Below are 12480 nucleotides of genomic sequence, written 5' to 3' on the forward strand. Positions count from 1 at the left end.
GTGGGCAAGCCCGGCCCGCCCGTGGGCAAGCCCGGCCCGCCCGGACGGCAGCGCAGCGACTAGCGCAGCACCACCACGCCCCGCCCGCGGAACCGCACGCAGTCCGTCGCGACCTCGGCCGCTCCGAACCGGTAGAGCTCTTCGCCGGTGGCACCGGGGACCGGCACCTCGGCAGCGTCGTCGAGGAAGTTCACCACGACGTGCACGGGTGTCACGTCCGGTCCGAGCAACCCACGCGTGAGCACCAGCCACCGTCGGTTCTCGCTGAACCGCACGGCGTTCGCCTCGTACCGGTGGTCGACGAAGGCCTGGTCGGTCCGGCGCAGGGCGACGAGCACCCGGTAGGCGCGCAGGATCGCCGCACCCCGCTCGGAACTGACGTCGGCCCAGTCGAGCTTCGAGTTCGTGAACGTCGTCGGGTCCTGCGGATCCGGCACGGCCGACTCGTCCCAGCCGTGCTCCGCGAACTCGCGGATGCGGCCCTCGGCCGTCGCCTTGCCGAGCTCGGGCTCCGGGTGCGAGGTGAAGAACTGCCACGGTGTCGTCGCGGCGAACTCCTCGCCCATGAACAGCATGGGCGTGAACGGGCCCAGCAGCGTCAGTGCCGCAGCGATGACGAGGCCTTCGTCGTCGAGCGTCGCCGCCAGACGGTCGCCCGCCGCGCGGTTGCCGATCTGGTCGTGGTTCTGGTTCGTGACGACCAGGGCCGTCGCGGGGGAGGTCCCACGGTCGATCGGTTGCCCGTGGCGCCGGCCACGGAACGACGACCACGTGCCGTCGTGGAAGAACCCGTGGTCGAGCACCTTCGCGAGCGCCGACAGCGGTGCGAAGTCGGCGTAGTAACCGTTCGTCTCGCCCGTCAGCGCCACGTGCACGGCGTGGTGGAAGTCGTCGGACCACTGTCCGGCGAGCCCGTACCCGGCGGCTTCCCGCGGGCGGAACATCACCGGGTCGTTGAGGTCCGACTCGGCGATCAGGGACAGCGGACGACCGACGAAGGAACCGTAGGCGTCCGTCTCGTCGGCCATCTCGGCCAGGACGTGCGGCCGCGTGGTGTCGCGGATCGCGTGCACGGCGTCGAGCCGGAGCCCGTCGACGTGGTGGTCGCGGAACCACATGCGCACGTTGTCGAGCACGTACCGACGCACCTCGGGGTGCTCGACGTTCACCGAGTCGCCCCACGTGTTCGCGAGCCCCTGCACCAGGTACGGCCCGAACAGCGGCAGGTAGTTGCCGCTCGGCCCGAGGTGGTTGTAGACGACGTCCTGGATGACCCCCAGGCCGAGTGAGTGCGCCGTGTCGACGAAGCGGTCGTAGGCGTCGGGGCCGCCGTACGGGGCGTGCACCGCGTACCAGGCGACCCCGTCGTAGCCCCAGTTCCACTCCCCGTTCACACCGTTCACGGGCAGCAGTTCGACGAACTCGACGCCGAGTTCGACCAGGTGGTCGAGCTTCTGCGCCGCCGCGTCGAGGGTCCCCTCCGGCGTGTAGGTGCCGACGTGCATCTCGTAGATGACGGCACCGCGGGCTGGACGCCCGGTCCACGACTCGTCGGTCCACGCGAAGCGCGCGGGGTCGACGACGGCGGACGTGCCGTGCACCCCGTCCGGCTGGAAGCGACTGCGGGGGTCGGGTCGGACCGCGTCGTCGTCGCCGAGGCGGAACCCGTAGCGGGCACCGACGACCGGCATGATCGCGTCGGTCGACCACCAGTCGTCGTCGCCCCGGGTCAGCGGGTACTCGACGTCGTCGACGACCAGCCGGACGCGGTCCGGCTCGGGCGCCCAGACGGCGTAACGGTCGGGTGCGGTCATGCGTGACCCTCCAGGATGTCGATCTCCGCTTGCGCGTCGGACTCGGTCGCCGGGGTGGTCCGGGCGGTCGACCGGGAGGCCCGTCCCGCGTCGGACGCGTCGGTCACCGTGTCGGCGTGGCCGGGTTCCCCGACCGTGGCGGCCGGCACGAGCAGCGCGACCGGGTAGGTGGTGAGCAGGTCCGCGAGGGCGATGCCCCGGCTGGCCGGGAAGGTCCTGCCGGTGAGCAGGTCGACCCGGTCGACGGGGACGGCGTGCACGAGGGTGTCACCCCAGCCACCGACCCGTTCGAGGCCGATCGGCAGGCGCGTGGCGATCGTCACGGCACCGCCGCGGTCGAACGCGACGACGTGGTCCGCCGCGCTGCCCGTCGCCTCGAGCGCGAGGTACCGCGTGAAGAGCTCCGGGTGGTCGCGGCGGAGACGGAGTGCACGGGCGGTCACGAGGAGCTTCGCGGCGCCGTCGATCCCGATCGCCGGGAGGTCCTCGGGGCCGTCGTCGTCCGGGCCGTCGATCTCGGCGAGGACGTGGCGCCGCTCGGCGTAGTCCACGGCTCGGCGGTTGTCGGGGTCGACGAGGGAACGGTCCCAGAACTCGGAGCCCTGGTAGACGTCGGGGACGCCGGGAGCCGTGAGCTGCACGAGCTTCTGCGCGAGCCCGTTCGACCACCCAGCCGCGTCGATCCGTTCGTCGAGGGCATCGAGCACGGCCACCACGGCGGGCTCGTCGAACGCCGCGTCGACGAGGGCGTGCATGCGCTCCTCGAACGCCGAGTCCGGCTCCGTCCAGGTGGTGCTGTCGCCGGCTTCGCGTGATGCCTTCTCGGCGTAGGCGTGCAGCCGCTCACGACTCGCGGGACGGGCACCGACGATCGCCTGCCAGAGGAGGTCGGCGAACACGCGGTCCTCGAGCGGGACGAGGGACTGCAACCGGTCGAGCGTGTCGGCCCACTCGCTGCCGAGCTCGGCCAGGACCGCGATGCGTGCGCGGGTGTCCTCGCTGCGCTTCGTGTCGTGGGTGGTGAGCGTCGTCATGGTGTGCGGCCAGCTGCCGAGCCGGTCGCGCTGCGCCTGGTGGAAGTCGGCCACGGACACCGCGAAGACGCTCGGGTCACCACCGACCTCGCTCAGGGACGTCAAGCGGGACGTGCGGTAGAACGCCGTGTCCTCGACGCCCTTGGCCATCACCATGCCGCTCGTCTGCTGCAGGCGGATCGCGGCGGCGTTGTCCGGGTCGACGAGCGCCGGTGCGATCCGGTCGATGACGTCGTCGAGGTCGGGACGGGCCTCTGCCGCGCGTTCGAGCGCCGCGATGAGGTGGTGCGCGCCCTCGGGCAGGTAGGTGCGGTAGACGTCGAACGACGCCACGACCTCGGCGAGAGCGTCGACGAGCCGTTCGTGCGTGATCGCGTCCGCTCCGGCGGTGACCGGCGCGAGCAGTCGGGCGAGTCGCTCGACCTCGCTGCCGAGGATCCCGTCGGCGATGCCGCGGCGGGTGTCGTGCGTCAGCTGCTGCCAGTCGGCGAGCTCCGCGCCCGACGCCGCGGTCAGCGAGGGTTCGCCCGCGGGGTCGACGAGCACACGGTCCAGGACACCGAGGGCGTCGTACCCGGTCGTGCCGTCGACCGGCCAGGAGCTCGGGAGTTCCTCGCCGGGTTCGAGGATCTTCTCGACGAGGGTGTACGCACCACCGGTCAGCTCGGCGAGGTCCTGCAGGTAGCCGGCGGGGTCGTACAGTCCGTCCGGGTGGTCGATGCGCAGTCCGTCGACGAGGCCGTCGCGGAACCAGCCGCCGATGACGCCGTGCGACGCCGCGAACACCTCTGGTTCCTCGACCCGGATTGCCGCGAGGGTGTTCACCGCGAAGAACCGGCGGTAGTTCAGCTCGTGGTCCGCACGCTTCCAGTGCACGAACGCGTAGTGCTGCAGTGCGTGCACGGCCTCGACCGAGTCGCCCGGGTGGGCGGTGCCCGGCGCGGTCGGGTACGCGGTGTCGCCGACCCGGAGCACCGGGTGCTCGGCGTCGGACGTGTCGAGTGTGACCGCGTCGAGCAGCCGGTCGTCGAGGACCGGCACCCGGACCTTGCCGTCGCCGGCGTCCCAGTCGACGTCGAACGCCCAGGCGACGGGGGAGCCCTGGCCGAGTTCGAGCAGGGACCACCACCACGGGTTGACCGCCGGGGTGGCGACCCCGACGTGGTTCGGGACGACGTCGACCAGCACGCCGAGCCCGACCGCGTGCGCGGCCTCGGCGAGGACCCGGAGGGCCTCGTCGCCGCCGCGGTCGGTGTCGACGTGCGTGTGGTCGACGACGTCGTAGCCGTGGTTCGAGCCGGGCTCCGACTGCAGGACCGGCGACAGGTACAGCCAGTCGGCCCCGAGGTCGTGCACGTAGTCGACGAGGTCGCGTGCGGCGGCCAGGTCGAAGTCCGCCGAGACCTGCAGCCGGTACGTCGAGACGGGCACGCGACGCCCGGCCCCCGGCGTGACGGTCGTCATCGCGCGGTGCCGCTCGGTGCGGTGGAACCGGCCGGGTTGGCCGGGGTGACGGCGTCCTGCGGGGACCGGGGCTCGGGGGCGCCGTCGTGGTGCTGGACCTCGACCGGGGTGACCGAGACCTCGTGGTTCGGCTCGGCACGCAGGACGATCATCGAGCGCGCGGGCACGTCGAGCGGTGTGCCCGCCTCGACGATCTCGTCACGGGCACCGGGCTCGGCGGTGTCGATGCGGACCGTCCAGCCGGGTGCGTACTCCTCGGGCGGCAACGTGAACGTCACGACGTCGTCGTGGGCGTTGAAGTACGTGATGAACGCCACGTCGGTGACGCGCTCGCCGCGGGAGTCGCGCCCGCGGATGCCGTCGCCGTTCAGGTACATGCCGACGCTCTTGCCGAAACCGGAGTCCCAGTCCTCCGGCGACATCGCGTCGCCCTCGGGCGTGAGCCAGACGACGTCGGGCAGCGGCTCGTCCTGACCACGGCGCACCGGGCGCCCGTTGAAGTACCGGGTGCGACGGAACGTCGGGTGGTCGTGGCGCAGCTTGACCACGTCGGCCGTGAACTGGACGAGGTCGTCGTCCGCGGTGTCCCAGTCGATCCAGCTGAGCTCGGAGTCCTGTGCGTAGACGTTGTTGTTGCCGGACTGCGAACGGCCGAGCTCGTCACCGTGGGCGATCATCGGCACGCCCTGGCTGAGGAGCAGGGTCGCCAGGAAGTTCCGGCGTCGCTGGAGCCGCAGGGCGTTCACGGACTCGTCGTCCGTCGGACCCTCGGCGCCGGAGTTCCAGGATCGGTTGTGGCTCTCGCCGTCGTTGTTGTCCTCGCCGTTGGCGTCGTTGTGCTTCTCGTTGTAGGCGACGAGGTCGTACAGCGTGAAGCCGTCGTGGGCGGTGATGAAGTTGATGCTCGCCTTGGGCGTCCGGCCGTCGTGCTCGTACAGGTCGGCCGAGCCGGAGATGCGCGACGCGAACTCACCGAGGGTCGACGACTCGCCGCGCCAGAAGTCGCGCACGGTGTCGCGGTACTTGCCGTTCCACTCGGACCACTGGGGCGGGAAGTTGCCGACCTGGTAGCCGCCGGGGCCGACGTCCCACGGCTCGGCGATGAGCTTGACCTGCGACACGATCGGGTCCTGCTGCACGAGCTCGAAGAACGCGGACAGGCGGTCCACCTCGTAGAACTCGCGGGCGAGCGCCGAGGCGAGGTCGAAGCGGAAGCCGTCGACGTGCATCTCGGTCACCCAGTAGCGCAGCGAGTCGAGGATGAGCTGCAGCGAGTGCGGGTGCCCGACGTTGAGCGAGTTCCCGGTGCCCGTGTAGTCCATGTAGAACTTCTTGTCGTCATCGACCAAGCGGTAGTACGCCGCGTTGTCGATGCCGCGGAACGACAGCGTCGGCCCGAGGTGGTTGCCCTCGGCGGTGTGGTTGTAGACGACGTCGAGCACGACCTCGATGCCGGCGCGGTGGAGCTCCCGCACCATCGTCTTGAACTCCTGCACCTGCTGCCCCTGGTCGCCAGAGGACGAGTACGAGGAGTGCGGCGCGAAGAAGCCGATGGTGTTGTAGCCCCAGTAGTTCGACAGCCCCTTGTCCTGCAGGGTCGAGTCGTTCACGAACTGGTGCACCGGCATGAGCTCGAGCGTCGTGATGCCGAGTCGCTTCAGGTGCTCGATGACCGCGGGGTGCGAGACGCCGGCGTAGGTGCCGCGCTGCTCCTCGGGCACGTCGGGGTGGGTCTCGGTGAGGCCCTTGACGTGCGCTTCGTAGATGACCGTCTCGCCGTAGGGCGTGCGCGGTGCGCGGTCGCCCTGCCAGTCGAAGAACGGGTTGATCACGACGCCCTTCATCATGTGCGCCGCGGAGTCGTCGTCGTTCGTCGAGTCCGGGTCGCCGAACGTGTAGGCGAAGAGCGACTGGTCCCAGTCGATCTCGCCGCTCGTCGCCTTGGCGTAGGGGTCGAGCAGCAGCTTCGACGGGTTGCAGCGTGCACCGTTGTCGGGGTCGTACGGGCCGTGGACACGGAAGCCGTACTCCTGGCCGGGGCCGACGTTCGGCAGGTACGCGTGCCAGACGTAGGCGTCGACCTCGACGAGGGGGATGCACTCTTCGTTGCCGTCGGTGTCGAACAGACAGAGTTCGACGCGCTCGGCGACCTCACTGAAGAGCGCGAAGTTCGTGCCGCTTCCGTCGTAGGTCGCCCCGAGCGGGTACGGGTTGCCGGGCCAGGTGTGCAAACGGTCCTCCAGGTGATGGTCGCGCCAACATATCGGTGACACCCGTCCGCGTCCGCAGACAAGCACCAGCTGTGTACCCGTGCGCGCGTGGCCCGCCCTGTGGAGGAACGGACGAGTAGCGTCGCGCGCATGGCCAACATCGTCACGCAGATCGCAGACAAGGTACGCCCGATCGGCGTCTCCACGAACTACGGAGACCCCGTCGAGGTCGGCGACCAGACCCTCATCCCGGTGTCCCTCGGCTGGTTCGGCTTCGGGGGCGGCGGGGACGACGAGAACGGCGGCGGCGGTGGCGGCGGCGCGTCGATCCCGGTCGGCGCGTACATCCGTCGCCCCGGCAAGGACCTCGAGTTCGAGCCGAACCTCATCTCGCTCGTCGCCGTGAGCATCCCGCTCGTCTGGGTGACCGGCACCGTGCTCCGCAAACTGGTGCGCGTCCTGAAGAAGTAGCGACAAGCGGACGGGAGGCCCGTGGCGGACCCGCCACGGGCCTCCCGTCCGAAGTGTGGTCGCGACCCGTCACGCGGTCGCGACCACGTCTAGACTGCTGGGACACACACGGGAGTCCGGGACCGCCGGGCTGAGAGGGAGCGAGTGGCGCTCCGACCGTCGAACCTGATCCGGATCATGCCGGCGCAGGGAGGAGTCCAGCACCATGTCTTCTGGCACGTCATCAACCGTCCACACCGCCCCGCGGCGATCGCTGCGCTGGCGGGTCGTCGACATCGTCGTCGCGAGCGTGCTCGCGGTGGCGCTCGGCGTCGTCTTCCGGCTGTGGGAGTTCGGCTACGAACCCATCAGCGCCGTCATGGACCTCGTCCTCCCGGGCACGAAGGCCCTGTTCGGCGGAGTCTGGTTGCTCGCCGGGCCGCTCGTCGCGATCGTCGTCCGCAAGCCCGGCGCCGCGCTCTACGGCGAGATGGTCGCCGCGTCCGTCGAGGCACTGTTCGGCACGCAGTGGGGGTGGCTGACGCTCGAGGCCGGACTGGTCCAGGGACTCGGCGCCGAGATCGTCCTCGCACTCTTCCTGTACCGCGTGTACCGGCTGCCGGTCGTCGTCCTGGCGGGCGCCGCAGCCGGTCTCGCGCTCGGCATCAACGACACCGTGCTGTGGTACCCGGGTCTCGACGCCGCGTTCAAGGTCGTCTACGTCGTGTGCGCGATCGTGTCGGGTGCCGTCATCGCGGGCGCCGGCTCATGGCTGGTCGTCCGGGCGCTCGCACGCACCGGCGTGCTCTCGTCGTTCGCGGCGGGCCGGGAGCACAGCCGGCGTCGGCCGCGCGAACTGGTGTGACGGTGTCCGCTCCGTCGTCGACGTCCCCGGACGTCGTCGGCGTGCGCGCCGCGCGCATCGCGTTCCGCGACTGGGGATGGCGTTACCCCGAACGTGCCGAGTGGGCCGTCCGCGGCGTCGACCTGACCGTTGAGGCCGGGGAGCGGGTCGCGATCGTCGGGCCGTCCGGCTCCGGCAAGTCGACGCTGCTCCGGGCAGTGGCCGCCGTGCTGCCCGACGAACCCGACCCCACCGACGACACCGCTGCTTCCGTGCAGGGCTCGGTCCTGGTCGACGGTGCCGACCCCCGCGCGGTCCGCGGGCGTGTCGGCCTCGTCATGCAGGACCCCGAGGCGCACACCGTGATGTCGCGGATCGGCGACGACGTGGCCTTCGGGTGCGAGAACCTCGGCGTCCCGCGCGCCGAGACCTGGGCACGGGTGCGGTCGGCGCTCGCGGTCGTCGGGCTCGACCTGCCCCTCGACCGTTCGACCGCGATGCTCTCCGGCGGCCAGCGGCAACGACTGGCGCTCGCCGGGGTGCTCGCGATGCGGCCGGGAGCCCTCGTGCTCGACGAACCCTGCGCGAACCTCGACCCGGCCGGCGTGGCCCAGGTGCACGACGCCGTCCGCGCACTGCTCGACGAGACGGGGGCGACCCTGCTCGTGGTGGAGCACCGGATCGGCACCTGGCTCGACCTGGTCGACCGGCTCGTGCTGCTCGAGCCGGGCGGCGGGGTCGTCGCGGACGGCGCGCCTGCCGAGGTGCTCGGCCGCCACGGCGACGCGCTCACCGCGGCCGGGGTGTGGGTGCCCGGTGCCGAGCCCGAGCGTGGCGCGGCCCGCGGGCGGCCTGCTGCGGCTGCGGCTGCGGCTGCGCGAACGGGCGAAATACCCGGGTCGGCTGCCGAGGGGACCGCGGCATTTCGCCCACTCGGCGAGGGGGCCGGAGAGGTGGCGGGCGACGAGTTCCGTCCGGCTGCGCGAACGGGCGAAATGCCCGGGTCGGCTGTCGAGGGGACCGCGGCATTTCGCCCGCTCGGCGAGGGGGCGGGCACGGGAGCGGGCGCGCTGCTCGAAGCGCGGGACCTCGGGACCGCCCGGGGCAAGCGACAGCGGGTGGGAAGCGGGATCGACCTCGAACTCCGAGCCGGGCAGGTCCTGGCGATCACGGGGCCGAACGGGATCGGCAAGTCGACGCTCGGCCTCACGCTCGCGGGGCTCCTGCCTCCGGTCGCGGGGGAGCTCGCGGCCACGACGGAGCTCGCCTCAGGCCTCGACGCGGCGCCGCACACGTGGTCGAGCCGCGAACTCGCCGCTCGCATCGGCACCGTCTTCCAAGACCCCGAGCACCAGTTCGTCGCCGGCTCGGTCCGCGAGGAGATCGAGGCGGGCCCCCGCGCGATCGGTGCTGCGGACGCCGCGGGTCGGGCCGACGCGCTCCTCGGCGAGTTCGGCCTCGCCCACCTCGCCGACGCAAACCCGTTCACGCTCTCCGGCGGCGAGCAGCGACGGCTCGCCATCGCCGCGGTCGTCGCCGCGCGGCCGCCGGTCGTCGTGCTCGACGAACCGACCTCCGGGCAGGACCGGTCCACGTGGGACGCCGTCGTCCAGCACCTCGGAGCACTCGCCGACGACGGCACCACCGTCGTCGCCGTCACGCACGACCGCGACCTGATCCGGGCGCTCGACGCCGACGAGGTCGTGCTCGCGGCGGACGGCGCCCGGCGCGTGGAAGGCAACCAAGAGCGCGTGGAACGCGACCAGGGGGGTGCGACGGCGACCACCCCGGAGACGGTGCCGACGGCGGCGGGCCGAGCCGCGCCTCCAGGCCGAACCGACCGAACCGACCGAGCCGCCGTCCAACCGGTGGCCTCGCTCGTCGGCGTCCTCGCGCTCGGCGTGTGCCTCGTGCTGAGCCTGGACGTCGTGTCCGCAGCCGTCGCCCTCGCGGTCGAGCTCGCGCTGCTGCCCCTCCTGCGGCTGCCGGGGCGGACCCTGCTGCTGCGGGTGTCACCGGTCCTGGTGGCCGTGCCGCTCACGGCGGTGAGCATCGCGCTGTACGGGCGGCCCTCCGGACGGGAGTGGTTCGACTTCGGCTTCGCCCACGTCACCGACGGGTCGCTGACGCTCGCCCTGGCGACGGCGCTCCGCGTGCTCGCGGTGGGGCTGCCCGCGGTCGCGTTGTTCATCCGCGTCGACCCCACCGACCTGGCCGACGGGCTCGCGCAGGTGCTGCGGTTGCCGGCGCGGTTCGTGCTCGGGGCCCTCGCGGCCATCCGGATGATGACGCTGCTGGTGGACGACTGGCGGCAGCTCGCGATGGCGCGGCGTGCGCGGGGTCTTGCCGACACCGGACGGCTGCGGCGCGGGGCGTCGATGGCGTTCGCGCTGCTGGTCCTGGCGCTGCGACGGGCGACGACGTTGGCGGTGGCGATGGAGTCGCGCGGGTTCGGGGCTCCCGGGCGACGCACGTGGGCGCGGGTCGCCCGGTTCGCGTGGCCGGAGTGGGCGATGGTCGCGGTGCTCGTCGGGATCGGTGTCGCGTCGATCGCGGTCGCCGTGGCAGCGGGGACCTGGCGTGCGTGAGTCGGCGGACCAGGTGGACCCGGTGGACCCGTCGGGCGGCGGGGGCCTCGCCGCAGGCGTCGCCGCAGCTGCTGCCGGCGCCGCGGCAGCGTCGGGCGGACGCCTCGTGGTCCTGGTCGACGGCCGCTCCGGCACCGGCAAGACGACCCTCGGCGACCAGCTCGCGCAGCTGCTGGGGGCGCAGGTCGTGCACCTCGACGACGTCTACCCGGGGTGGGACGGACTCCGCGCGGCGGCCGGCGCCGTGGTCCGCGACGTGCTCGGGCCTCCCAGCGGGTACCGCCGGTGGGACTGGGTGGCCGACGGCCCGGCGGAGTGGACCGCGGTCGACCCCGACCGGCCGATCGTGATCGAGGGCTGCGGGGCGGTGTCCCGGGCGTCGGTGCCGCTGGCCTCGTTGGCGGTGTGGCTCGAGGCCGACGACGCAGTCCGCTGGGACCGGGCGATCGGCCGCGACGGCGACACCTTCGCGCGCGAGTGGGACCGGTGGGCGGCGCAGGAGCAGGACTTCATCGCCGCCGAGGACCCGGCGTCCCTGGCCGACGTGGTGCTGCGGACGTAGCGGACCGGCCGCCGCGAGTCTCGGGCTGGCCGCGCCGAGTCTCGGGCTGAGCGACAGTTCACGGACGCCCGGGCGCGAGAACTGTCGCTCACCGCGAGACTCGGCCCCGCGCACCGCCCCGCGCGCCGCCCCGCGCAGCGCCCCGCGCCTGCGCGACCGGGTCCACCGCGAACACCGCCGCCACGATGGTCAGCACCGCGTACACCCCGAGGTACCCGCACAGGATCCACGGCGAGCCCCCACCGAGCTCCACGAACACCGCAGCGAGCAGCGGCGTCAGCCCGACGGAGAAGATCGACCCGATCTGGTACCCGAGCGACATCCCCGAGTAGCGCCGACCGGTCGGGAACTGCTCCGCGAACCAGGCTGCCTGCGGCCCGTAGATGCTGTCGTGGAAGACGCACATCCCGATCAGGGCCACGAGCGGCAGCAGCACGAGCGGCCCGGCGTCGAGGAACACGAAGAACGGCCAGATGAGCACGGCGATGCCGACGGCCGACCAGATCGTGAGCACGCGGCGTCCCACCCGGTCGGACAGCCACCCCCAGAACGGCGTCGACACGAGCGACACCGCCGAGATGACGAGCACCGCCTGCAGCCCGGCGTCCGAACCCGACGGCCCCCGTACGGCTGCGAGGTAGGTCAGCGAGTACGTCGTCAGGATCGAGTACAGCGCCGGCTGCACCAGCCGCAGCCCGGCGGTCACCAGGATCGCGCGCGGGTGGTGTCGGATCGCCTGCCAGACCGGGAACCGCTCGACCCCGCCGGAGGCCCGCAGCTCCTGGAACACCGGAGCGTCCTGCACGCCGAGCCGGATCACCAGGCCGACGGCCACGATCACCGCGGAGAACAGGAACGGCAGCCGCCAGCCCCAGGCCAGGAACACCTCGTTGCCGAGCAGGGACCGCACCAGGGTGAACACGCCGGTCGCGAGCAGCATCCCGCCCGCCGACCCCATCTGCGTGAACGCCCCGAACAGCCCGCGGTGCCGTTCGGGTGCGTGCTCGACGGACAGCAGCGCGGACCCGCCCCACTCCGCGCCGGCGGCGACGCCCTGCAGCAGCCGCAGGAACACCAGCGCGACGACGGCACCGACCCCGATGGTCGCCGCCGACGGCACGACCCCGATCAGGGTCGACGCGATGCCCATCAGCACCAGGGACGCGACGAGCAGCTTCTTCCGTCCGATGCGGTCGCCCAGGTGTCCGGCGATCACCCCGCCGAGCGGCCGCGCGACGAAGCCGACCCCGTAGGTCGCGAACGACGCGATCACGCCGACCGCCGGCGTCGCCGACGGGAAGAAGGTGGGCGCGAACACCAGGGCGGACGCCGTCGCGTACAGGTAGAAGTCGTAGTACTCGACCGTCGTGCCCACGAACGAGGCGAGAGCGACGCGACGGCGGGTCGCGGTGGTCGACGGTGCGGCGGGACGGCCGGGAGGCGCGGTGACGGTGCTCGGGGTCGGCATGCCTCAGGAGCATGGTCGCCTCCAGGGCCGGGGGGAACACCGCGCG

At 72.3% G+C, this 12480-nt stretch carries 8 protein-coding genes and 1 riboswitch; of the genes, 4 read left to right on the forward strand and 4 right to left on the reverse strand.

The genetic code is table 11. The features are described 5' to 3' along the window. Positions 1–59: 59 nt before the first annotated feature. The 3 genes from treZ to glgX are packed head-to-tail and all read right to left on the reverse strand — an operon-like array spanning position 60 to position 6543. Positions 60–1814 (reverse strand): malto-oligosyltrehalose trehalohydrolase, encoded by a 1755-nt coding sequence (treZ, locus tag HQQ88_RS11860; protein ID WP_173169541.1) that lies wholly within the window; start codon positions 1812–1814, stop codon positions 60–62. After that, a complete protein-coding gene (gene treY / locus HQQ88_RS11865) occupies positions 1811–4312 on the reverse strand; it encodes a malto-oligosyltrehalose synthase (RefSeq protein WP_173169542.1) in 2502 nt (833 codons plus the stop codon). Before treY ends, treZ begins: the two co-directional genes overlap by 4 nt. After that, positions 4309–6543, reverse strand: a complete 2235-nt coding sequence (gene glgX, locus HQQ88_RS11870; protein WP_123294024.1) for a glycogen debranching protein GlgX — start codon at positions 6541–6543, stop codon at positions 4309–4311. Before glgX ends, treY begins: the two co-directional genes overlap by 4 nt. A 129-nt stretch (positions 6544–6672) precedes the next feature. Between glgX and HQQ88_RS11875 the strand changes: the two genes are divergently transcribed. The 4 genes from HQQ88_RS11875 (at position 6673) to HQQ88_RS19925 (ending at position 10966) form a co-directional block, all read left to right on the forward strand. Further along, entirely contained in the window at positions 6673–6993 is a 321-nt protein-coding gene (locus tag HQQ88_RS11875; RefSeq protein WP_111086838.1) for a hypothetical protein, read from the forward strand. Positions 6994–7091: 98 nt separating this feature from the next. Further along, a riboswitch (TPP riboswitch) is annotated at positions 7092–7203 on the forward strand. Continuing rightward, entirely contained in the window at positions 7199–7837 is a 639-nt protein-coding gene (locus HQQ88_RS11880) for an ECF transporter S component (protein ID WP_123294023.1), read from the forward strand. It overlaps the preceding riboswitch by 5 nt. A gap of 2 nt (positions 7838–7839) precedes the next feature. After that, complete coding sequence (locus HQQ88_RS19570; RefSeq protein WP_367917013.1) at positions 7840–10404, forward strand: ATP-binding cassette domain-containing protein; 2565 nt, start codon at positions 7840–7842, stop codon at positions 10402–10404. Further along, positions 10397–10966, forward strand: a complete 570-nt coding sequence (locus HQQ88_RS19925; RefSeq protein ID WP_260215679.1) for an ATP-binding protein — start codon at positions 10397–10399, stop codon at positions 10964–10966. Before HQQ88_RS19570 ends, HQQ88_RS19925 begins: the two co-directional genes overlap by 8 nt. Positions 10967–11054: 88 nt before the next feature. Here HQQ88_RS19925 and HQQ88_RS11895 read toward each other — a convergent pair whose 3' ends face one another. Then, positions 11055–12434: an MFS transporter gene (locus tag HQQ88_RS11895; RefSeq protein WP_173169544.1), complete on the reverse strand. Its 1380-nt coding sequence runs from the start codon at positions 12432–12434 to the stop codon at positions 11055–11057. Positions 12435–12480: the final 46 nt, after the last annotated feature.

Origin of the sequence: Curtobacterium sp. VKM Ac-2861 (assembly GCF_013204965.1) — a bacterium.
GTDB lineage: Bacteria > Actinomycetota > Actinomycetes > Actinomycetales > Microbacteriaceae > Curtobacterium.